The following is a 21,864-nucleotide window of genomic DNA, read 5'->3' as shown; positions in this document are numbered from 1 at the left end:
TTGCAGCGGTCGCGCTCGTCAGAATAAGCTGAGGCCAAAGCAACAAGGCAATGCCAGGGGGAGAGACATGAAACAGCTGACGCGTTTGGCGGGACTGGCGGCGATACTGGGCCTCGCGATCACTCCGGCGATCGCACAGGACAGCAGCCAGGGCAAGATCAAGATCGGCGTGCTGGTGACCACCTCGGGCCCGGCGGCGGCGCTCGGCCAGCAGGTACGTGACGGCTTTGCGCTCGCGATCAAGGACCTCGGCGGCAAGATGGCTGGCCGCGACGTCGAGATCATCAACGCCGACGACGAACTCAAGCCGGATGCCGCGGTGACCAAGGTGCGCGGGCTGCTCGAGCGCGACAAGGTCGACTTCGTGGTCGGCCCGATCTTCTCCAACATCCTGCTGGCGATCCACCGCCCGGTGACCGAGAGCAAAACCTTCCTGATCAGCCCGAATGCGGGGCCGTCGAGCTACGCAGGCAAGGAGTGCAATCCGTTCTTCTATGTGACGTCGTACCAGAACGACCAGGTGCACGAGGTCCTCGGCAAGGTCGCGCAGGACCGCGGCTACAAGCGCGTCTATCTGCTGGTGCCGAACTATCAGGCCGGCCGCGACTCGGTCGCCGGGTTCAAGCTCGACTACAAGGGCGAGATCGTCGAGGAATCCTACACGCCGCTGAACACACTGGATTTCCAGCCCGAGCTTTCCAAGATCGCCTCGTTGAAGCCGGACGCGCTGTTCACCTTCATGCCGGGCGGCATGGGCGTAAACCTGGTGAAGCAGTACAAGCAGGCCGGCACCACCGTGCCCGTGCTGTCCGCCTTCACGGTCGACGAGTCTACTCTGCCCGCACAGCAAGACGCCGCGGTCGGCATGTTCGGCGGCGCGAACTGGGCGCCAGATCTCGACAATCCCCAGAGCAAGAAGTTCGTCGCCGCCTATGAGGCCGCTTACAACGGCGTGCCCGGCACCTATGCGATGCAGGCCTATGACGCGGCGATGCTGATCGACAGCGCGGTGAAGGCGGTGAAGGGCGATCTCTCCAACAAGGACGCGATCGCGGCTGCGCTGAAGAAGGCTGACTTCGCCTCGCTGCGCGGTAACTTCAAATTCAACAACAATGGCTATCCGATCCAGGATTTCTACCTCACCAAGGTGGCGAAGCGGCCGGACGGCAAGTTCCAGACCGAGATCGTCGAAAAGGTGTTCTCGAACTACGGCGACCGCTACGCCAAGGACTGCGCGGCCAAGTAATCGACAGGAGGAAGTAGAGCCATGAAAGACGAGATCGCCGGCATCACCCGCGCCAATGAAGGCCTCCAGGGCATCTCCTGGAGCATCCTCGGTCAGACCTATGTGCCGAAGACCCGCACCGAGCATTCGTTCTCCTGGCACGCGACCTTTCCGCCCGGCACCTTCGTTCCTCCGCATATCCATCCCGACCAGGACGAGTACCTCTACCTCCTCGAGGGCAAGCTCGATTTCATGCTCGACGGCGCCGACGAATCCGCCACCCCCGGCGATCTTGTGCGCCTGCCGATGGGCAAGCCGCACGGCATCTTCAACAAGTCGCAGCAGCCGGCGAAGACGCTGTTCTGGGTGTCGCCGACCCGCAGGCTGTACGACCTGTTCTGGGCGATCCACAACATGAAGGAGCAGAACCCGGACGACGTGGTGAAGCTCGCCGCCGAACACAACATCCACTTCCTGCCGCCGCCTCCGGCGTAACATACGCCCGTCATTGCGAGCGAAGCGAAGCAATCCATAGCGCCGCGGGCGGGAAGATGGATTGCTTCGTCGCTTCGCTCCTCGCAATGACGATGTGGAGAGGGCCGACGCCCCGTCTCCTACCGCGACCTACCCCCGCGCGACTACGCGCGCGGCAAAGCCGGCCTTCGCGGCATAGCCGCGCACAATCGCCTCGCGTGCCTCGTAGTTGAGGATGGTGTCGACGTCGGTGAAGCCTTGCGGCGCGAGCTGCTCGACGGCGTCGATCACGCCTTCCGGCCCGCCGCGGCGGTTGGAGGCCACGATATCGGCGGTCATCGGCAGGCGCTGCCGCTCATAGGCAACCAGCGCCTGGCGCGGATGCTCCGACCGCGCCAGCATGTCCGCGAGGCACCGCGCATCGAGGATGGCCTGCGAGGCGCCATTCGAGCCGACCGGATACATCGGATGCGCGGCGTCGCCGAGCAGCGTGACGCGGCCGCTCGACCAATAGGACAACGGATCGCGGTCACAGCACGGATACTCCCAGAACTCGGGGGTCGCATTGATCAAGCCGGCGAAATCGACCTGCGGGATCGTGAAGCTCGTGACATAGGGCATCATCTCGTCGCGCCGGCCGAGATTCGACCAGCCTTCGCGGCGCGGCGGCGGCGAGGAGCCGTCACCAATCCGCACCAGCACGGCCCAGTTGGTGAGCCGGCTCGCCGGGCTCGATCCCGGCGCGATCGGATAGATCACCGCCTTCGCGTTCAACCCGCCGGCGATGATCATCGATCGTCCGGTCAGGAATGCCGGCCAATCGGTGGCGCCGCGCCACAGCATCAATCCGTTCCAGCATGGCCCGCCTTCGTTTGGAAACAGCGTCTGCCGCACCTTAGAGTGAATGCCGTCGGCGCCGATCAGGATGTCGCCCCGCGCGGTGTGGACATGGCTGCCAGCACGATCGAAGAAATAGGCCGAGACGCCACCTTCATCCTGCGTAAACGAGCCGAGCCGGCAACCGGTGCGGATCGCATCCGCGCCGAGGCGCTCGATCACGGCCTGATGGATCACGCCCTGCAGCCGGCCGCGATGGATGGAGAATTGCGGCACGTCATGGCCGGCATCGAGCCCGCGCTTCTCGTGCCAGACCTGCTGGCCGTGCCGCGTCAGATAGAACAGCTCGTAGGTGCGGATCGCAACGTCGTCGAGTCTATCAAGCAGGCCGAGCCCGGCCAGCTCGCGGATCGCATGCGGCAGCGTGTTGATGCCGACGCCGAGCTCGCGGATGGTCTCGGACTGCTCGTAGAGCTCGCACTGAATACCGCGCGAGCGCAGCATCAGCGCCGTGGTGAGGCCTCCGATTCCGCCTCCGACGATTATCGCCTTCATCGTCCCTTACTCCACTCGAACACAGGACGTTCTACATTTGCCCTCAGGGTCGCACGGCCCGTGATCCAGCCGCAAGCGGCTTTGTCGTCTTAACCTGCGGCCCGACGGCGCTATTCGGGCTTAGGATTAACATTGTCGCGGCATCCACCCATACACCCCGTCACCCCCGCGCAAAGGCGTAGCCTTTGTCGCTGGAGGAGCGCGGAATGCGCGTCTCGAAGGGTCGACGACCACCAGCCGGGCCGTGCATCCTTCGAGGCTCGCTCCGCTCGCACCTCAGGATGACGGGTCTGTCGGCAAGGCGCGTCATCATCAATCCGGCACCACCGCGATCGCCTGGATTTCCACCTTGGCGCGGTCCTCGATCAGGCCGGCGACCTGGATCGCCGTCATCGCCGGAAAGCGCCGTCCCATGGCGTCGCGATAGACAACACCGATCTCCTTCAGCCGCGCTGAATATTCCTTGCGGTCGAGCAGGAACCAGGTCATCGACACGATGTGCTCAGGTCCGGCCCCGCCGGCGGCGGCGACCGCGACGATGTTGCGCAGGGTCTGGCCGATCTGCGCGACCAGATCGTCGCTCTCGAACACGCATTGCCCGTTCCAGCCGATCTGGCCGGCGATGAATATTTGCTTGCCGCGCGCAGCCACGCCGTTGGCGTAGCCGATCGGCTTGGCCCATCCGTCCGGTTGCAGGATCTCGCTCATCTCAGTTGCCCTCGAAGGCCGGTTTCTGCTTGGCGGCGAAGGCGTCGAAGGCGCGGCGGAAGTCGCCCGTGACCATGCAGATCGCCTGCGCCTGCGCTTCCGACTCGATCATCTCGTCGACGCCCATCGCCCATTCCTGGTTGAACATGGTTTTCGTGACCCCATGCGCGAACCACGGCCCGTCCGCAAGCGAACGCGCCAGCTCGTGCGCGGCGACTGAGAGCTCGGCCGCGGGCACGAGACGATTGTGGAAGCCCCAGGCGAGGCCTTCGTCGGCGCTCATCGCGCGTCCGGTGTAGAGCAGATCGGCGGCGCGGCCCTGCCCGATCACCCGCGGCAGCAATCCGCAGGCGCCCATGTCGGCGCCGGCAAGGCCGACGCGGGTGAACAGGAACGCGGTCTTGGCCTGCGGCGTCGCCAGCCTGAGATCGGAGGCGAGCGCGAGCATCGCGCCGGCTCCGGCGCAGATGCCGTCGATCGCGGCGACGATGATCTGGGGACATTTGCGCATCGCGCGCACCACCTCGCCGGTCATCCGCGTGAAGGCGAGCAGATCCGGCATCGCCATCCGCGTCAGCGGCTCGATGATCTCGAACACGTCGCCGCCGGAGCAGAAATTGCCGTCCGCGCCGGTCAGCACGATCGAGCGCACATCCGATGCTGACCTGAGATTGGTGAAGAGATCGCGCAGCTCCTCGTAGGACTCGAAGGTCAGCGGGTTCTTCTTGTCCGGCCGGTTCAGCGTGATGGTCGCGACGCGGCCGCTTGCATCGGCCGACCAGCGGAAGTGCTTCGCCGGATAATCCTTGAACGGACGGAGCTTTGCTTTCATCTCGGACATAACCTGTTCCTTCACCCGGTAAGGACTTCGCCGCCGGCGACCGCCACGGCTTGTCCGTTGATTGACGATGCGCCCTCGGAGGCGAGCCAGAGGATGGCATCGGCCACCTCCTGCGGCGTCACCAGCCGCTGCATGGGATTGACCTTCGCCAGCGCCGCGCGCGCCTCGTGCTCGCTGCGCCCGGTCTTGGCGACGATGTTGGCCGCGGCATCCGCCACCAGCGGCGTGTCGGTATAGCCGGGGCACACCGCGTTCACGGTGACGCCGCGCCGGGCATATTCCAGCGCCAGCGATCGGGTCAGGCCCACGACGCCGTGCTTGGCCGCGACATAGGCCGAGACATAGGCATAGCCGGTCAGGCCCGCGGTCGAGGCGACGTTGATCACGCGCCCGCGTCCACGCTGCGCCATGCCGGGCAGCACCGCGTGCGTCACCAGGAATACGCTGGAGAGATTGCTCGCCAGCATGTCCGCCCACAGCCCCGCATCGGTCTTGTCGAACGGTGCGCTGGACGCCTTGCCGGCATTGTTGACGAGGACGTCGATCGGACCTTTCTCGGCCTCGATCTGCGCGACACCGCCGCTCACCGCGGCCCCATCGGTCACATCGATCGCAACGACCGCGCCGGTGCGATCGCCTAGCTGTGTAGCGGTCGCCTCCAGTGTCTCGATCCGGCGTCCGGCGATGCTGACGCGCACGCCGGCCTTGGCGAGCGCAATCGCGGTCGCGGCGCCGATACCGGAACCGGCACCGGTGACGAGCGCATGGGCATTGGGCCAGAATCGCGTCATGCCTTTGCTCCCGCGGCGCGTTCGAGATTGGCCTCGTATTGCGATTTGCCCGACAGATATTGCTTCGGCCAGGGAACCGACTTCACGCCGATCTTCGCGGCCTCGTGCAGCGTCCAGGCCGGATCGGCCAGATGCGGCCGCGCGATCGCACAGAGGTCGGCGCGGCCGGCGGCGATGATCGAGTTGGCGTGGTCGGCTTCCGAGATCGCACCGACCGCGATGGTGGCGATGCCGACCTCGTTGCGGATCTTGTCGGCGAACGGCGTCTGGTAGAGTCGGCCGTAGACCGGATGGTCGTCGGCCCAGACCTGGCCTGAGGAGCAATCGATCAAGTCCGCGCCGGCGGCCTTGAACAGCCTTGCGAATTCGAGCGCATCCTCGGGCGTGTTGCCGCCCTCCGCCCAATCGTGACAGGACAAGCGCACCGACATCGGCTTGTCGGCCGGCCACACCTCGCGGACGGCGCCGAACACCTCGATCGGATAGCGCGCGCGCTTTGCGATCGATCCGCCATAGTCGTCGGTGCGGCGGTTGGTCAGCGGCGACAGGAAGCTCGACAAGAGATAGCCATGGGCGCAGTGCAGCTCCAGGATATCGAAGCCGGCTTTTGCTCCGCGCCTGGCGGCCGCGACGAACTGATCGCGGATCTCGTCCATCTCGGCACGGGTCATAGCTTCAGGCACCTGGCCATCGGGCAGATAAGGCACCGATGAAGCCGACACCAGCGGCCAATTGTGATCGGGCAGCGCTTCGTCCATGCCCTCCCACGCCACGCGGGTCGATCCTTTGCGGCCGGCATGGCCGAGCTGAATGCCGATCTTGGCCTGCGAATTGCGGTGCACGAAATCGACGATGCGCTTGTAGGCCACCGCCTGCTCGTCGTTCCACAGCCCGCAGCAGCCAGGCGTGATCCGCGCCTCCGGCGACACGCAGGTCATCTCGGTGAACATGAGGCCGGCGCCGCCGAGCGCCCGCGAGCCGAAATGCACCAGATGGAAGTCGTTGGGCACGCCTTCCTCCGCCGAATACATCGCCATCGGCGAGACGATGATGCGATTGTTCAGCGCCAGCCCGCGGATACGGAACGGCGTCAGCATCGGCGGAGTGACGCGGTCATTGGTAGCGGGCAACCCGCTGCGCTCGGCGAACCAGCGCTCATAGCCCTCGAGCCAGGTCTGGTCGCGCAGCCGCAGATTCTCGTGGCTGATGCGCTGCGAGCGCGTCAGCAGCGAATACATGAACTGCTCCGGCTCCAGCGTGTCGGCATAGCGTGAGCCGACCACCTCGAACCATTCCATCGCATTGCGCGCGGCGTTCTGGATCCGCGCCACGTCCACGCGCCGCAGCTCCTCATAGCCGGCCAGCACCGCGGGAATATTCTCCCTGATCGCTCCGTGCTTCTTGAACTGGTTGGTCAGCTCGATCGCATCTTCCAGCGCGAGCTTCGTGCCCGAGCCGATCGCGAAATGCGCGGTGTGTGCGGCGTCGCCCATCAGCACGACATGGCTGTTGCCGTTGAAGGCGGTCCATTTGCCGCAGATCAGCCGCGGGAAGGACAGCCAGGCCGAGCCGCGCAGATGGCGCGCGTTGGAGACCAGATGATGGCCCTCGAGGATTTCGGCGAACACGTTCTCGCAGAATGCGATCGAGGCATCCTGGTCCATCCTGTCGAGGCCGTGGGCGAGATACGCCTCCTCGGTGGTCTCGACGATGAAGGTCGCCGCGCCCTCCTCGAACTTGTAGATGTGGGCCTGGAACCAGCCGTGCTCGGTCTTGCGGAAATCGAAGGTGAAGGCGTCGAAGGGACGGTTGGTGCCGAGCCAGATATAGCGGTTCGGCCGCATCAGCATGTCCGGCTGGAAGTCTTTCGCATATTTGGTGCGGATCTTCGAATTCACGCCGTCGCACGCCACGATCAGGTCGGCGTCGGGGAATTCGAGATCGGAATTGACCTCACGCTCGAAGATCAGCTCGACGCCGAGCTCCTCGGCCCGCGCCTGCAGGATGTTGAGCAGATGCTTGCGGCCGATGCCGACGAAGCCGTGGCCCGTCGTGCGCATGCGCCGGCCCTTGATCAGGACCTCGATGTCGTCCCAGTGGTTGAAGGCCTGCTCGATCGTGTCGGCAGTCACCGGATCCCACTTGCGCATGTTGTCCATGGTGGCGTCGGAAAACACCACGCCGAATCCGAACGTGTCATAGGGCCGGTTGCGCTCGACCACGGAAATCCGGTGCGCGGGGTCCAGCATCTTCATCAGGATGCCGAAGTAGAGCCCGGCCGGCCCGCCCCCAATGCAAACGATGCGCATGGCGATCTCCCGTTGGCTTCGGCGGCCGGGGCAGCGATCTGCCGTCAGCCGACGCCGGATATTATTTTATACTTAAAATAATTGTCAAGGGTGGGATGGCGCCCGTCCCGCAACTGTCGTCCCTGCCTAGTGCGCAATTGCGCACGGGAGCAGGGACCCATAACCATAGGGCTCTGTTGTTGAAAAAAGGCTGTGGCCCGAGCGCCGCAAACCAAACGGCATTGGTGGCTATGGGTCCCTGCTTCCGCAGGGACGACACTGAACGTGTGGCACGGCCTGCGGATCATACGTCCACGTTCTCGCGACAGGAATCGCCCGAGCTTTGCATCTCGTTCGGGGCGACGCGAAGCGTCGAACCCGGAATGACGAAGAGAAGCGGCGTAACCTCAATGCACCGCCGCGTACAGGATCTTGTCCTGCGTCGCATCGGCGGCATCGAATTCGGCGACGATGCGGCCGGTGCGGGCGACCAGGATGCGGTCAGACACCGCAAGGATCTCCGGCAGGTAGGACGAGATCACCACTACCGCCTTGCCCTCGTCGGCGAGACGGCGGATTTCGCCGTGGATATGCGGGATGGTGCCGACGTCGACGCCGCGGGTCGGCTCGTCGAAGATGATGATCGAGGGTTCCTGCACCAGCGTCTTCGCCAGCACCACCTTCTGCTGGTTGCCGCCCGAGAGCTCGATGATCTTGGCCTTGCGCTGCAAGGCGCTGATCTTGAGCCGCTCGACCCAGTAGTTCGCAAGCTTGCTGCGGCGCGCGCGCGACAGCAGGAAGCTCCAGCCCTTCCGGGTGGCGAGGCTGCCGATATAGACGTTGTCGTCGACCACCATGGTTTCGAAGAAGCCGTTGGCCTTGCGGTCCTCGGTGATATAGGCGATGCCGTCATTGATCGCTTGCCGCGGCACGCGGTAGCGGATCGGTTTGCCGCGCAGCCGGATGGTGCCGCCGTTGACGAGGTTACGCTTCAGCGCCCCGTAGACGATCTTGGCGATCTCGGTGCGGCCCGAGCCGATCAGGCCGGCGATGCCGACCACCTCGCCGGCATAGACCGAGAACGACATGTTCTTGACCGCCATGCCCATGGTGACGTTCTCGATCGTCAGCACCTTCTCGCGGCGCTGATGGGTCTTTTCCTTGCGTCCGTAGACCGCCTGCGCCACCTCGCGGCCGACCATGTGCTGCACCAGCGCGTCGCGCGTGAGCTGCTTTGCGGCTGCCGTGATCACCAGCTTGCCGTCGCGCAGCACGGTGATGCGATCGGCGATCTGCAGCGACTCCTCGAGCGCATGGGAGATGTAGATAATCGAGACGCCGCGGGCGCGCAGGTCGCGCACCAGATGGAAGAAGTGAACGATCTCCTCTGGCGTGAGCGACGCGGTCGGCTCGTCGAAGATGATGATGCGCGCCTTGTTGTAGATCGCGCGCGCGATCTCGACCATCTGCTTCTTGGCGGTGCCGAGCAGCGCTACCGGCGTCGCCGGATCGACATGGAAGTTGAGCGACTGCAGCAATTGCTGGGCCTGGATGTTCAGGGTGCGGAAGCGCGTCAAGAGCTTCTCGTTGCCGAGCTCGATATTCTGCGCCGCCGTCATGGTCGGCACCAGGCTGGTCTCCTGATAGACCATGCAGATGCCGGCATTGAGCGAGTCGCGCGGCTGCTCGAAATTGGCAGGCTTGCCGTCGAGCAGGAAGTCGCCTGAGGTGAGCTGGATTGCGCCGGCGATCGCCTTGCACAGCGTCGACTTGCCGGCGCCGTTCTCGCCGACCAGCGCATGCACCTCGCCGGGATAGAGATCGAAATTGACGCCCTCGATGGCGTGGACGCCGCCATAGATCTTCGAGCCGTTGGTGATCTTCAGCACCGGTTCACGGGCCGCGCTCTCGGCATTGGGGGCCGCCTGCATCACGCCGTCATTCATCGCAGGTCTCCCGTATGGAGCAACAGGCGCCCGGCGCCGCGCGCGGCAATCACGATGCCGCCGGGCGTCGCGCAGGCCGCGGTAATGCCATGGAAGCGGCCGCCGGCGCGGCTGTGCAAACTGTCCGACGCGTCGCCCTCAGCGTCGAGATGCACGAGCAGGCCGTATGAGCGCGGCGGCGCCCACGGCTTCTGGATGCCGAGCGCCTTCACCCCCCCGATCTGCATCGGCTCCAGGCAATCGCTGCCGCCGACCAGCGCCGGCGCCACCCAGTAGTCCAGCGGCATCGTCGCCATCATCTCCGCGCGGAAATCGTCTTCCTTGAGCACGAACTCGATCAGGTGGGTGCGGCGCGCGAAGATGCCGAGCAGGAAGCCGCCATGGCCGTCCGGATGCAGCCGTGCCGGATAGCCCGGCATGTTGCCCGCGACGATCTCGCGCGGACCGAGACCATTGCCGCCGAGCGCGAACCGGCTGAGCCGATGCGTCCAGCTTTCGGTGAGCCACAGGCTCTTGCCGTCGGCCGAGACCGCAACGCCATAGGGATATGGCAGGTCACGCAGCAGCACCTGCGGATTGTCGAGGCCGGCACCGCAGGTGACGAGGCGGCCGTTGGCGCGCTTCTCCATCACGTCGTGACGCCACTGATCAGGACGACGACCGGTGCTGCCTTCGACGGCATAGATGCGGCCATCGGGTGCCACAGCCACCGACAACAGCCCCGTGAGGGCGCGGCCGTCGGCCACTTCCAGCCAGCGCGGAGCGGGTTTCGCCGGATCGATCGCGGCAAGGCCCCTGCCCGCCACGCAGACCAGCAAGCGGCCATCCGGATGCAGCGCAAGCCCGCCGGCCTCGTCCTCGAACTCGGCCACCAGCGTGAGGGTCGTGAAGTCGCTGCCGCTGAGCTTCCAGACGTTGCGCCCGGCGGAGACATAGACCGCGCCGCGGCCGTCGGCGATCACGTCGTCGATGCCGGGCAGCGGCTCACCGATCGGCGTCGCCGTGTCGAGCCGGTCGTTCGGGCTGAGTGCGCCGTCGAGCGGCGGGATCGCGTTCTGGCCGCCGTCGCGGTCGATGACGCTTCTGATGTCGCGCAACAGATGATCGAACAGTCCCATTACCTCGTCACCCTGCTTTTCGCGCCCCAATACGCATCGTAGCCGGTCCAGCTCTCATCGACGCCGTCGAGCTTGATGCGGCCGATCCGGTTGTTCTCGAGCCCGCCGAGATAGAGATAGCCCTGGTGCTCGCGCATCGAGGTCAACGTCGAATGCGAGATGCCGGTCGGGTCCCACCACGATTCCAGCGCCTCGCCCTGCTCGTTGAACTTCAGCACGCAGCCATGGTTGAGCGCAGGCGCCAGCCACTCGTCGGTCGGCACCTGCTTGACCATGCGCAGCCGGAAGCCGGGTTTTCGCGCGGCCAGGTCGAACGTCGGCGTGCGGATGCCGACCAGCGCCAGCCAGTAGGTGCCGTCGGAGGCGCGGTTGATGTTGTCGGGGTTGCCCGGCAATTCATCCATCAGGATCTCGGTGCGGCCCTTGTTCGGCCCGTCGATCCAGTGGCGGAATATCTTGCACAGTGAGGTGCTCGCGATCAGGATCGACTTGCCGTCATGCGAGACGCATATCCCGTTCGGAAAATAGAAGTGGTTGATCACCGTGCGCGTGGTTTTCGTCGCGGGATCGTAGCAGACCACGCGGCCGTTCGGCCGGCCCTCGAGGATGTCGAGGGTGTTGGTCGTCATCTCGTAGCGCGTGGTGCAATCGCTGAAATAGATCTTGCCGTCGGGCGCGATGTCGAGGTCGTCGGCCATGCGCAGCCGGGAATCGTCGTTCAGCTTGTACCAGGTGCGGTTGGTCTCGTCGGTAACCTTGAAGATGCGCCCATCAGGCGCGACGCCGTAGACACCCATGCCGGCGACCGCGACGATCAGATTCTCGTCGCGATCGAACTGCATGCCGAGCGGCCGGCCGCCGATATGGGCGAACACTTCGCGGGTCTCGAAGTTCGGGCCGGAGAATCTCATCACATTGCCGTCGCGGGTCGAGCCATAGACCCGGCCCTGGCGGTCGAGGATGACATCCTCGGGCCCCTCGACCTGGTCGAGGCCGATCGCCTGCGCGTGAATCAGCCGGTCGTTCTGCGCGTAAGGCGACGCAGCACCGGGCTGCACCGACGGCGCCGACGCCAGCGGCACAAAGGCCGGATTGACGTAGATCTTCTGGATCGCCTTGCCGCGGTTCTTCGACCATTTGACGTCGATGCCGACGGCGGCGAGCAGGATCAGGCCCGTCACGGCCGAGGTGACGTAGCCGGGGATGCCCATGCGCACCAGGCCGTTGGTCAGCAGGAAGATGATCAGCGCACCGATCATCGCCCGCCACACCGTGCCCTTGCCGCCGGCGAGCGAGACGCCACCGAGCACGACCGCCGTGAGCGCCTGGAACTCCCAACCGACGCCGGTGGTGGAATCCGTCGAGGCTTGGCGTGAGGCATAGAAGATGCCGCTCGCCGCGCACAGCGTGCCCGACAGCACGTAGGTCATGAACAGCATCAGGCGGACGCGGATGCCGGCATGGCGCGCCGCCTTGCGGCTTGCGCCGATCGCGGTGAGGTGCCAGCCATAGCGCGAGCGCGACAGGAAGATGTGGCAGATCAGCAGCACCACGAACAGCGTCGCCGCATTGACGGGAATTCCGAGCACGCTGCCGCCGCCGATGAAATCCCAGGCGTCGCTGTCGATCGAATTGGTCGCGAACACCTGCGCATAGGAGGTGTTGAGCAGATTGACCGAGGCGCGCAGGATAATCAGCGTCACCAGCGTGGTGAGGAACGGCCGCGTCTTCAGGAAGCCGATCAGGAAGCCATTGATGCTGCCGAGCAGCGCACCGACCAGCAGCGTCGCCGGCACCGCGAGGCCGACAGGCCATTCGCGCACCAAGAGGAAATACAGTGCCGCGAAATTGCATAGCGCGAAGATCGCTCCGACGGAAAGGTCGATGCCGCCGGTGACGAGGCAGAAGCCCATCGCGAGCGCCACGAAGCCGAATTCGGCAAACAACCTGAGCAGCGACACCGAGTTCTGCACCGAGGCGTAATCGGGAATCGTGAGCGCGAAATAGGCCCACAACCCGATCATCACGGTGAAGGGAACGACCGGCTCGAACCACTGCTTGAGCAGGAGCTCCGACAGCAGGAGCCGGGGTGAGAACCGCCGCACCGATGCGGCAAAGGAATCAACTGCCATCGACATTGCGAAGCACTCCCTCGATCCGGCTTCCCCTTCGCGCCGACGCGACCCTCCGGGCCCGGATCATGCTCGTTGATACGGCCGGCGCGGGAATGCCCCCCGCGCCGGCCGCCGCGCCCTCAATCATGAAGCGATTGCAAGCAATCGCTTCATGATCTCGTTTCCCTGTTTGAGCATGATCTCCGCGCAAACGCGTCCCGCGTTTGTCGCGAGGGAAAACCGGTGCCCACTTTTCCGGATCATGCTGTTAGTTCTTCTTAGGCAGCGCGAAGCAGTTGGCGCCGGAGGCGTTCGACTTGTCGAGCCAGATCGGCCGCGTGAAATAGGCGAGATTGCGGGAGCCGGGCTTGTCGCCGGATTCCAGCAGGGTTTCGGCCGCGAACATCAGGTCGTGGCCCTGCTCGGTCGCCTTGTAGCTCAGGAACTTGGAGAAATTGCCCGAATTGACTTGATCGCAATCGAGCTGCGAGCCCTCGCCCGAGGCGAACACTTTCACGGCGTCGATCTTGCCGGCATTGCGGATCGCCTGCGCGGCGCCCGATTCCATGATGCCCCAGAAGCCGATCGAGGCGCAGAGATCGGGATGCTGCTGGATCACGGTCGCGGTGATGTTGAGCGCGGTGTTGGCGTCCCAGTTCGCTGCCTGGTTCGACACCACCTTGATGTTCGGGTCCTTGTTCAGGACTTCCATGATCGCGCCGACCTGATCGACGCTGGCGGCCGCGGTCAACTCGCCCTGCACGATCTGGACCTTGCCCGATTTGCCGGAGCCGGTGCCGCAAGCCTTGACCGTTTCGTTGGCGAGCAACCTGCCGATCTCGCGCCAGTCGACGCCGACGAAAGCGCTCGACTTGTAGTTCGAGGCCATGTTGACCTGGATCACATGCGTGCCCTGGCTCTCGGCGCGCTTGAGGTCCTTCATCAACAGTGTGACGCTCGGGTTCTGCACGATCAGAACGTCGGGCTTCTGGTCGACCAGCGCAGTCAGCGCCTGCTGCATCGCCGACGGATTGTTGTTGGGATCGCGGACGATGTATTTCATGCCGCGCCACTCTGCCTCTTCGTGCACCACGCGGCCCCATTCGTCAGACAGGGGCACGCCGAGCGCGATCGGCAGATAGGCGATGGTCTTGCCCTGCAGCGCCTTGTCGTAGGCGGCGCGCAGCTCGCGCCCGGCCTTGGTGCCTTCCTCCTGCGCGCTGGCCACGAACGGCAACGCGGCGAGCGTCGCCCCGGCAAGCAGGATCGTCCAGAACTTGGTCGTCTTCATCGTCTCCTCCACACAGATATTCTTATGATTGATTGTCTGATTTGCCGTCGCGACGGCGCGCGCGCCGCGCCCGCGTCAGTCACCCTGCCGCGCCGTCTCCTCGTCGCGGGGGTGCAGCCAGTTGTCGAGCACGATCGCGGCCAGCAGCACCACGCCCTTGATGATGTTCTGCACCTCGCTGTTGACGTCCATGATGGTGAAGGCGTTCAGCAGCGTGCCGATCAGGATGCAGCCGACCACGACGCTGAACACGCTGCCGCGGCCGCCGATCAGGCTGATGCCGCCGATCACGACGACGAGCACGACGTCGAAGATCATGGTGCCCTGCGTGATCGCCATCTGCATGCTGCCGGTCGTGCCGACCCAGACCATACCTGCAATCCAGGCGAGCAATGCAACCAGAACGTGCTCCAGCACGATCAATGGACGCAGCGGGATGCCGGTCAGCCGCGCGGCCTCCGGGTTGTCGCCCTGCGCATAAATGAAGCGGCCGATCGAGGTGCGCGACAGGAACAAATGCATCGCGATCGCGGCCACGGCGAACACCAGGATCGGAACCGGGACGCCGAACAGCCGGCCGGCGCCGAGATACATCAGCCCCGGCGCGTCCTTCGGCGCATAAACCACCCAGGCCGGCGCGATCCAGAATGCGAGGCCGTAGATCACGAAGCCCGCGGCGAGCGTCACGAACAGCGCCGGCGCCTCGACGAAGGCGACCATCACGCCGTTCACGACGCCGATCAGCACCGCGATCGCCAGCGCCAGCAGCACCGCGGGGAAAACCGCCATGCCGTTCTGCATCTCGATCAGCGCGATCGCCCAGGAGCCCGCCATGATCGCGACCTCCGAGAGGTCGATGCCGCGGCTGATCACGATCAGCCCCATGCCGAGCCCGAGCACGCCGAGGATGGAAATGCTGCGCAACAGATTGAGGAGATTGGAAACGCTGGCAAAGCCGTTCAGCGTCAGGCCGAACACGACCAGAAGCGCGATCGTGATCAGGAGCACGATCTGCTCCTGGCTCGGCTTGGCGAAGATCGAGGCCGAACGTGATGGCGCCGCCGGAACAGCGACGCCGCGCGATGGCGATTGCACGCTCATCGTTTCCTCCAGGTATTATTTTGCTTGCGACTTTAAGAGTGCCGCTTAGTATTCGTCAAATGCATTCGGCGGATACGGATTGATTAATTCCATGCATGTGCGCGACATCGATCTGAACCTGTTCGTCGTGTTCGATGCGATCTATTCCGAGGGCGGCGTCAGCCGCGCCTGCATTCGTCTCAATCTGACCCAGCCGGCGGTGAGCCACGCGCTCGGGCGGCTGCGCGCGATGTTCAACGATCCGCTGTTCGTGCGCCGCCATCACGTGATGACGCCGACACCTCTGGCACGCCAGATCATCACCACCGTGCGCCAGGCGCTCAACGGGTTGGAGACGACGCTGACCCACACCGACCGTTTCGATCCGGCGAAGACGCCGAAGCGGTTCGTGATCGGCCTGCGCAACAATCTCGAGGCGCCGATGCTGAGCGCGCTGGTGAACCGGATCAGTGCGGTCGCACCGCTGGTCGAGATCGCGACCGTACGCAGCGAGCGCAACAATCTGGAGCGGGAGCTTGCCGCCGGCACGCTCGACGTCGCGATCGATACGCTGCTGCCGCTATCGGCGGAGGTGCGGCGCGAACGGATCCTGACCGAGCACATCGCGGTGTTCGCCCGTCGCGACCATCCCGATTTGCGCACGCGGCTCGACAAGAAGACCTATCTGCGCCTGGAACATGTCTGCGTGACGTCGCGGCGCAGCGGGCTGTCGTTCGAGGATTTCCAGTTCCAGCGCCTCGGCATCAAGCGCACCGTGCGCCTGCAATGCCAGAACTTCGCGACCGCCTGCCACGTCGTCAGCCGCAGCAACATGCTGCTGACGGCGTCCGAAAGCGCAGCCTCGGTGCTGGAACAGCCGGGGCTGTTGCAGTGCTTCCCCTGCCCGTTCCCGATCAGCCCGCATGTCAATTATCTTTACTGGCATGCCACCGCCGAGGGCGACACCACCAATCAGTGGCTACGCGAGCAGTTGCAGGCCGCCGCGAAACTGCTGGCCGGTAGCCAGTTCGGCCGCAAGAACGGACGTGTGGCAAGGGCCAAGCCAAGGGCAGGATTCTCGTCGCCTACCGCAATCGCCGCCGAATGACGGTTCACAATCCGCTCAGCCCGCTGTCGACCGCGAGCGTCTGCGCGGTGACGTAAACGCTTTCGTCCGACATGAAGAACAGCACCGCGTATGCGACCTCCCACGCGGTCGCCTGGCGGCCGAACGGAACGTGGCCCTTGCCGCGCGACGGCCGCCCGGCGCCGGCCTCGCGGCCGTTGGGTGTGTCGACGAGGCCGGGATAAACGAGATTGGCGCGGATGCCGCGCCGCGCGCCGGTATGCGCGATGTTGCGCATCAATCCGCCGAGCGCGGCCTTGGAGGAATCATAGACCGCCATCTGCGAGCCGGCCTTCAGCGCCGCGATCGAGGAGATGAAGACGATCGAGCCGCCATTCTCGAACTTCGGCAAGGCGGCACGACAGCACAGCATGGGGCCACGGACGTTGACGTCGTAGATCCTGTTCCAATCTTCCGCGCTGACATTGTCGAGCCCGGTCTTGCCGAAGGTGCCGATGTTCAGGACCATGCCGTCGAGCCCACCCATGACCTGATGCGCCTCGCCGATCATCCTGATGACATCGGCCTCGACGGTGACGTCGGCCGCGATCGCGAAGGCACGACCCCCGTCCGCTGCGATGCGCGCGACCGTATCCTCGGCCGACGTACGGTTGAGATCGGCAACCGCGACATGCGCGCCCTCGCGCGCGAACAGCAGGCTCATGGCACGGCCATTGCCGATCGGATCGGTCGCAGCATCGAATACGCGCTGGCCGCCGCCGACGACCAGGATGCGTCGGCCGTTCAGCCGTCCCTTGCCAGGTGCTGTGCCCGCGGACTCCGCGCTCAAGGGGCGAACATAGCGCTCCGGCTTGGCATCGAGCGAACTCTCCGACATCGCCTCAGCCCGGCTTCTTGCCGCCGTCATACACGGCCATGCCGGCGGCCGGATCGAGATCGGTCTCGGTGGCTTCCGTCAACCGCGCCATCATCATGTAGAAGCCGAGCGTGATGATCGCCTCGACGATCTCCCGATTGCTGAAATGTTTGGCCGTGCTGGCAAAGACGGCGTCACCGACGCGCACGTTCTCGACGACCTCGCGGCCGAAGGTGAGCAGCGCACGCTCAGCCTCGTTCAATGCCGCATCGTCGTATCGGCCGCGCTCGACCGCATCGATCTGCGCCTGCTTGACGCCGACGCCGAGCGCGATCGGCACGTGCTGGCGCCATTCATAGGCGCCGCCTTCGAGCTGCGCGGCCTGCAGGATCAGGAGCTCGCGATTGACCGCCGAAAGCTTCTGCTTGTGCAGGATCGAATTGCCGAGCCGCATCGCCGGGATCATGTTGGTCTCGGCGTTGGCGAGCATGCGGAAGATGTTGAGCTTGACCGGCATGCGGTCGAACGAGGCGCGGATATCTCCGCTCGTCGTCTCCGGATCAATCAGAGGCAGTCTTGCCACGCGTCTCTCCCGTTTCGCTGCTTGTTGTTCGTTGTCGTCGTCCGGCATCCCGGTGCGTCCACCTAAGGCACCGGGCCGACCGAGATCAAGCGGGCCGCCCGCGATTGCCCAAATACCGCGATCCAGCCATGCGGTTCCGCGCTTGAATCGGCTGGCGCAGACGGGCATAAGGACGCCTTCTCCCTTAAAAATGCGCCCATAGCCCAAGGATTTACGATGCCCGCCTATCGCTCCCGCACAACCACCCACGGCCGCAACATGGCGGGTGCGCGCGGCCTCTGGCGCGCCACCGGCATGAAGAACGAGGATTTCGGCAAGCCGATCATCGCGGTGGTCAACTCGTTCACCCAGTTCGTGCCCGGCCACGTGCATCTGCAGAATCTCGGCCAGCTCGTCGCGCGCGAGATCGAGAAGGCCGGCGGCGTCGCCAAGGAGTTCAACACCATCGCCGTCGACGACGGCATCGCGATGGGCCATGACGGCATGCTCTACAGCCTGCCCTCGCGCGAACTGATCGCCGACAGCGTCGAATACATGGTCAATGCGCATTGCGCCGACGCGATGGTCTGCATCTCGAACTGCGACAAGATCACGCCCGGCATGCTGATGGCGACGATGCGCCTCAACATCCCGACCGTGTTCGTCTCGGGCGGACCGATGGAGTCGGGCAAGATCCAGCTCAAGGGCAAGAAGCGCGCGGTCGACCTGATCGACGCTATGGTTGCGGCGGCGGATTCGAACGTCACCGACGACGAGGTCGCGGTGATCGAGCGTTCGGCCTGCCCGACCTGCGGTTCCTGCTCCGGCATGTTCACGGCGAACTCGATGAACTGCCTGACCGAGGCGCTCGGCCTGGCGCTGCCCGGCAACGGCTCCGTGCTGGCAACCCACGCCGACCGCAAGAGCCTGTTCGTCGAGGCCGGCCATCTGATCGTCGATCTCGCCCGCCGCTATTACGAGCAGGACGACGCCAAGGTGCTGCCGCGCACGATCGCGAGCTTCAAGTCGTTCGAGAACGCGATGACGCTCGACATCGCGATGGGCGGCTCGACCAACACCGTGCTGCATCTGCTCGCCGCCGCGCGCGAGGGCGCGGTGCCCTTCACGATGGCCGACATCGACCGTCTCTCGCGCAAGGTGCCCGTGCTCTGCAAGGTCGCGCCCTCGGTGCAGGACGTGCATATGGAGGACGTGCACCACGCCGGCGGCATCATGGCGATCCTCGGCGAACTCGATCGCGCCAGGCTGATCACGACTGATGGACCGACCGTGCATAGCCCGACGCTCGGCGAAGCCCTCAACCGCTGGGACGTGGTGCGCACCACCAGCGAGAAGGTCCGCACCTTCTACTGCGCCGCGCCGGGCGGTGTGCCGACGCAGGAAGCCTTCAGCCAGGATCGCCGCTTCGACGAGGTCGATCTCGACCGCGAAAAGGGCGTCATCCGCAACGCCGCGCATGCCTATTCCAAGGACGGCGGCCTCGCCGTGCTGTTCGGCAACCTCGCCGAGGACGGCTGCATCGTGAAAACCGCCGGCGTCGACGAGAGCATCCTGAAGTTCTCCGGCCCTGCCCGCATCTTCGAAAGCCAGGACGCAGCGGTCGAAGGCATCCTGGGCAACAAGGTGAAGGCTGGCGATGTCGTGCTGATCCGCTATGAGGGGCCGCGCGGCGGCCCCGGCATGCAAGAGATGCTCTATCCGACCAGCTATCTGAAGTCGAAGGGTCTCGGAAAGGCCTGCGCGCTGATCACCGATGGCCGCTTCTCCGGCGGATCGTCGGGCCTGTCGATCGGCCACGTCTCGCCGGAAGCCGCCGAAGGCGGCCTGATCGGGCTTGCCGAGGAAGGCGACATCGTCGAGTTCGACATCCCGAACCGCAAGGTCAACCTCGCGGTCGACGACGCCGAGTTCAAGCGCCGGCGTGAGGCGATGGTCGCGAAGGGCAAGGCCGCATGGAAACCGGCCGCGCCGCGCAAGCGCGCGGTCTCAACCGCGCTGAAGGCCTATGCGGCGTTCGCGAGCAGCGCGGCAAAGGGCGCGGTGCGCATCCTGCCAGAGCAGTGAGCGCGGCGCGGCAGCGTCAACTCAGGCGTGAAGGTCGGCCGCATCGATCCGGATGCGGTCGGCATGGAGCGACCAGTCGCACAGCGACTGCTGCTCGCAGAATTTGAGCTTGGCCATCTCGGTGGCCTGCCCTTCGCTTAACGCATCGATCTCGATCGCGCTTTGGCAGACCTCGCGCTCGCGGCCGTTGCCGCCGAGCACGTCCTTCATGAATTGGACGACGAAGCGTGACATGGAACCCTCCCTGCAGAACCGGCAGAGAGCCGGAGAGGTACCACGCTAGCACTAACCCGAAATGGGAGTGAGTTAATTCGGCGGGGTCGTGTGCGACTGCTCGCGAGCCGCGGGAAAATTATGCGCCGGCCTGCGGCAGGCTGGCCGCGGCGATCGCGACGATCTGCGCAAGGCGGCGGCCGATCCTGGCGTTCGCGGTGCGGAGCAATGTCTGGACCTGTCGCATGATAGATTTCCTTCCGTGCCCGGATTGTTCGAGCATGAAGGGAAAATGGAGCTTTCGAGCTAAGTCGTCGATATCTCAGGGAAAATAACAACGGACGCATTGCCGGGCGGCGGTTCGGCAGTGGGTTTGTTGCTTCAATCAAGGCTCCGGCGAAGGAGATTTTCTCCGGCGTTTTTTGGGCACACAGCCCACGCGCGCGGCTCGCCATCCCGTAAGGGACGCACCGGCTGAAAGGCTCCTTGCGGTAACCCTCCCCCGCAAGGCGGGGCGCTTGCACGATTTCGGAATATTGGAAAAATATTCCTGAGTTGCCCGACGTGTCAAGTTGCCAAGCCGAGCGCCGGCGGCTGCCGGCTCCTTTGCATGGGGTTGTTTTCGATATTTTGGCCGCGCAGCTGTGCGGCCTCCGCAAAGACGGAGCGAGCCTGACCGGCGTGCTCACCTCACTTGGCTGACTCCACCGTAGACAGCAATGGACGTCGACCTACCCCGGCATAAACCCGAACGCCCTCTCGAACCTTCTCGCGTAGACCGGCCAGACTTCGGGATTGATGATGCGCGGCGGGCGCTTGCCGTCGAGGGCGTCGAGGATCTGCTCGGCGGCGATGCGGCCCATGTTGATCCGCGCCTCGCGGGTGACGCCGGCAGTGTGCGGGCTCGCCAGTACATTGTCGAACTGGAGCAGCGGATGATCCGGCGGCGGCGGTTCCTTGGCCCAGACGTCGAGGCCGGCGCCGGCGATCCGCTTCTCGCGCAGCGCGTCCTCCAGCGCCTTCTCGTCGTGGATGAAGCCGCGCGCGGTGGTGACGAAATAGGCGTGCGGCTGCATCAGCGCGAACTCGCGGGTGTTGATCATGCCCCTGCTCTTGCTGTCCAGCGGGCACGAGATCGAGACGAAGTCGGCGCGGCGGAGGAGATCGTCGAGCTCAACCTTCTCCCCGCCCCGCTTCGCCATCTCCTCCGCGGTCAGATAGGGATCGTAGGCGATCACCTTCATGTGCAGGAGGCCCTTGCAGAGCTCGGCGATACGGCGGCCGACATTGCCGAGACCGACGATGCCGACGGTCTTCTCCTTCAGCTCGTTGCCGATCAGGTCGTTGCGATTGACATTGGCCTCGCGCCGCAGCCGGCGGTCGGACTGGATGATGCGCTTCGACAGCGTCAGCATCATGCCGAGCGCGTGCTCGGCGACCGAATTGGCGTTGCCGCCGGACTGGTTGACGACCAGCACACCTGCCGCGGTGCAGGCGTCGACGTCGACGGGATCGAAGCCCGCGCCGTTCGAGGAGACGATCAACAGGTTCGGCGCACGCTTCAGCAGTTCGGCATGGGCATGGAAGTGCGGCGCCAGTTCGTCGCGTGCCGCGCCGATCTGGTAAGCATGCGCTTCCGCCAGGACCGGCGCGAACTGCGCCTCCGGCGTCTCGTTCTCGAGCCGGTCGAGCCGCACGTCCGGCCGCTTCTTCAGGATGTCGACGTAGATGTCGTGGGCGAGGTATTTGACGTAGAACACGCGCTTGTTGTTGACGGTCATGTCTTCGAGCAG

The 21,864-nt window shown here is 65.0% G+C and carries 18 protein-coding genes; 4 read left to right on the top strand and 14 right to left on the bottom strand.

Features of this window, described 5'->3' with window-relative positions:
* Positions 1-67 precede the first annotated feature (67 nt).
* Entirely contained in the window at positions 68-1,246 is a 1,179-nt protein-coding gene (locus tag AS156_RS10130; RefSeq protein ID WP_066503361.1) for an ABC transporter substrate-binding protein, read from the top strand.
* Positions 1,247-1,267: 21 nt separating this feature from the next.
* A complete protein-coding gene (locus AS156_RS10125) occupies positions 1,268-1,720 on the top strand; it encodes a cupin domain-containing protein (protein WP_066503356.1) in 453 nt (150 codons plus the stop codon).
* Between the two features lie 129 nt (positions 1,721-1,849).
* On the opposite strand, the gene AS156_RS10120 is transcribed toward AS156_RS10125, so the two are convergent.
* The 10 genes from AS156_RS10120 to AS156_RS10075 all read right to left on the bottom strand — a co-directional run bounded on the left by AS156_RS10120 (position 1,850) and on the right by AS156_RS10075 (position 15,289).
* Positions 1,850-3,091 carry a flavin-dependent oxidoreductase gene (locus AS156_RS10120; RefSeq protein ID WP_066503354.1) on the bottom strand — a complete coding sequence of 414 codons (1,242 nt, stop codon included), beginning with the start codon at positions 3,089-3,091 and terminating at the stop codon, positions 1,850-1,852.
* A gap of 312 nt (positions 3,092-3,403) precedes the next feature.
* Entirely contained in the window at positions 3,404-3,799 is a 396-nt protein-coding gene (locus AS156_RS10115) for a RidA family protein (protein WP_066503352.1), read from the bottom strand.
* A gap of 1 nt (position 3,800) precedes the next feature.
* Complete coding sequence (locus tag AS156_RS10110) at positions 3,801-4,640, bottom strand: enoyl-CoA hydratase family protein (protein WP_201456022.1); 840 nt, start codon at positions 4,638-4,640, stop codon at positions 3,801-3,803.
* A gap of 11 nt (positions 4,641-4,651) precedes the next feature.
* Positions 4,652-5,431, bottom strand: a complete 780-nt coding sequence (locus tag AS156_RS10105; RefSeq protein ID WP_066503349.1) for an SDR family NAD(P)-dependent oxidoreductase — start codon at positions 5,429-5,431, stop codon at positions 4,652-4,654.
* Positions 5,428-7,740: a bifunctional salicylyl-CoA 5-hydroxylase/oxidoreductase gene (locus tag AS156_RS10100; protein ID WP_066503348.1), complete on the bottom strand. Its 2,313-nt coding sequence runs from the start codon at positions 7,738-7,740 to the stop codon at positions 5,428-5,430. The genes AS156_RS10105 and AS156_RS10100 overlap by 4 nt, the downstream gene beginning before the upstream one ends.
* A gap of 386 nt (positions 7,741-8,126) precedes the next feature.
* Positions 8,127-9,650, bottom strand: coding sequence for a sugar ABC transporter ATP-binding protein (locus tag AS156_RS10095; RefSeq protein WP_066503503.1), 1,524 nt, complete (start codon positions 9,648-9,650; stop codon positions 8,127-8,129).
* Between the two features lie 11 nt (positions 9,651-9,661).
* Complete coding sequence (locus AS156_RS10090; RefSeq protein WP_066503347.1) at positions 9,662-10,783, bottom strand: SMP-30/gluconolactonase/LRE family protein; 1,122 nt, start codon at positions 10,781-10,783, stop codon at positions 9,662-9,664.
* Complete coding sequence (locus AS156_RS10085; RefSeq protein ID WP_066503346.1) at positions 10,783-12,921, bottom strand: ABC transporter permease; 2,139 nt, start codon at positions 12,919-12,921, stop codon at positions 10,783-10,785. Before AS156_RS10085 ends, AS156_RS10090 begins: the two co-directional genes overlap by 1 nt.
* 244 nt (positions 12,922-13,165) lie before the next feature.
* Complete coding sequence (locus AS156_RS10080) at positions 13,166-14,188, bottom strand: sugar ABC transporter substrate-binding protein (protein ID WP_066503345.1); 1,023 nt, start codon at positions 14,186-14,188, stop codon at positions 13,166-13,168.
* A 75-nt stretch (positions 14,189-14,263) separates the two neighbouring features.
* Positions 14,264-15,289 carry an ABC transporter permease gene (locus tag AS156_RS10075; protein WP_066503339.1) on the bottom strand — a complete coding sequence of 342 codons (1,026 nt, stop codon included), beginning with the start codon at positions 15,287-15,289 and terminating at the stop codon, positions 14,264-14,266.
* 79 nt (positions 15,290-15,368) lie between these two features.
* On the opposite strand from AS156_RS10075, the gene AS156_RS10070 reads away from it, so the two are divergent.
* Positions 15,369-16,376: a LysR family transcriptional regulator gene (locus tag AS156_RS10070; protein WP_245312680.1), complete on the top strand. Its 1,008-nt coding sequence runs from the start codon at positions 15,369-15,371 to the stop codon at positions 16,374-16,376.
* A 4-nt stretch (positions 16,377-16,380) separates the two neighbouring features.
* Here the strand turns inward: AS156_RS10070 and AS156_RS10065 are convergent, their stop codons facing one another.
* Entirely contained in the window at positions 16,381-17,262 is an 882-nt protein-coding gene (locus AS156_RS10065) for an SDR family NAD(P)-dependent oxidoreductase (RefSeq protein WP_136626118.1), read from the bottom strand.
* The gene (locus AS156_RS10060; protein ID WP_066503502.1) at positions 17,237-17,794 is read right to left on the bottom strand and encodes a carboxymuconolactone decarboxylase family protein; all 558 of its coding nucleotides are present in this window, start codon (positions 17,792-17,794) and stop codon (positions 17,237-17,239) included. Before AS156_RS10060 ends, AS156_RS10065 begins: the two co-directional genes overlap by 26 nt.
* A gap of 216 nt (positions 17,795-18,010) precedes the next feature.
* On the opposite strand from AS156_RS10060, the gene ilvD reads away from it, so the two are divergent.
* The gene (ilvD, locus tag AS156_RS10055) at positions 18,011-19,858 is read left to right on the top strand and encodes a dihydroxy-acid dehydratase (RefSeq protein ID WP_066503335.1); all 1,848 of its coding nucleotides are present in this window, start codon (positions 18,011-18,013) and stop codon (positions 19,856-19,858) included.
* 21 nt (positions 19,859-19,879) lie between these two features.
* Here ilvD and AS156_RS10050 read toward each other — a convergent pair whose 3' ends face one another.
* Positions 19,880-20,092 carry a hypothetical protein gene (locus tag AS156_RS10050; protein WP_066503334.1) on the bottom strand — a complete coding sequence of 71 codons (213 nt, stop codon included), beginning with the start codon at positions 20,090-20,092 and terminating at the stop codon, positions 19,880-19,882.
* Positions 20,093-20,802: 710 nt separating this feature from the next.
* Positions 20,803-21,852 carry a hydroxyacid dehydrogenase gene (locus tag AS156_RS10045; protein WP_066503331.1) on the bottom strand — a complete coding sequence of 350 codons (1,050 nt, stop codon included), beginning with the start codon at positions 21,850-21,852 and terminating at the stop codon, positions 20,803-20,805.
* Between the last annotated feature and the right edge of the window lie 12 nt (positions 21,853-21,864).

This window comes from Bradyrhizobium macuxiense (genome assembly GCF_001542415.1).
GTDB lineage: Bacteria > Pseudomonadota > Alphaproteobacteria > Rhizobiales > Xanthobacteraceae > Bradyrhizobium > Bradyrhizobium macuxiense.
Note: the sequence above shows the minus strand (reverse complement) of the source record. Positions and strands in the feature narration are given on the sequence as shown.

Coding starts and splice junctions, on each gene's coding strand:
- AS156_RS10075 (WP_066503339.1), bottom strand. CDS start 15,289: ATGAGCGTGCAATCGCCATCGCGCGGCGTCGCTGTTCCGGCGGCGCCA.
- AS156_RS10130 (WP_066503361.1), top strand. CDS start 68: ATGAAACAGCTGACGCGTTTGGCGGGACTGGCGGCGATACTGGGCCTC.
- AS156_RS10095 (WP_066503503.1), bottom strand. CDS start 9,650: ATGCAGGCGGCCCCCAATGCCGAGAGCGCGGCCCGTGAACCGGTGCTG.
- AS156_RS10125 (WP_066503356.1), top strand. CDS start 1,268: ATGAAAGACGAGATCGCCGGCATCACCCGCGCCAATGAAGGCCTCCAG.
- ilvD (WP_066503335.1), top strand. CDS start 18,011: ATGCCCGCCTATCGCTCCCGCACAACCACCCACGGCCGCAACATGGCG.
- AS156_RS10050 (WP_066503334.1), bottom strand. CDS start 20,092: ATGTCACGCTTCGTCGTCCAATTCATGAAGGACGTGCTCGGCGGCAAC.
- AS156_RS10045 (WP_066503331.1), bottom strand. CDS start 21,852: ATGACCGTCAACAACAAGCGCGTGTTCTACGTCAAATACCTCGCCCAC.
- AS156_RS10085 (WP_066503346.1), bottom strand. CDS start 12,921: ATGTCGATGGCAGTTGATTCCTTTGCCGCATCGGTGCGGCGGTTCTCA.
- AS156_RS10120 (WP_066503354.1), bottom strand. CDS start 3,091: ATGAAGGCGATAATCGTCGGAGGCGGAATCGGAGGCCTCACCACGGCG.
- AS156_RS10105 (WP_066503349.1), bottom strand. CDS start 5,431: ATGACGCGATTCTGGCCCAATGCCCATGCGCTCGTCACCGGTGCCGGT.
- AS156_RS10090 (WP_066503347.1), bottom strand. CDS start 10,783: ATGGGACTGTTCGATCATCTGTTGCGCGACATCAGAAGCGTCATCGAC.
- AS156_RS10115 (WP_066503352.1), bottom strand. CDS start 3,799: ATGAGCGAGATCCTGCAACCGGACGGATGGGCCAAGCCGATCGGCTAC.
- AS156_RS10065 (WP_136626118.1), bottom strand. CDS start 17,262: ATGACGGCGGCAAGAAGCCGGGCTGAGGCGATGTCGGAGAGTTCGCTC.
- AS156_RS10100 (WP_066503348.1), bottom strand. CDS start 7,740: ATGCGCATCGTTTGCATTGGGGGCGGGCCGGCCGGGCTCTACTTCGGC.
- AS156_RS10110 (WP_201456022.1), bottom strand. CDS start 4,640: ATGTCCGAGATGAAAGCAAAGCTCCGTCCGTTCAAGGATTATCCGGCG.
- AS156_RS10080 (WP_066503345.1), bottom strand. CDS start 14,188: ATGAAGACGACCAAGTTCTGGACGATCCTGCTTGCCGGGGCGACGCTC.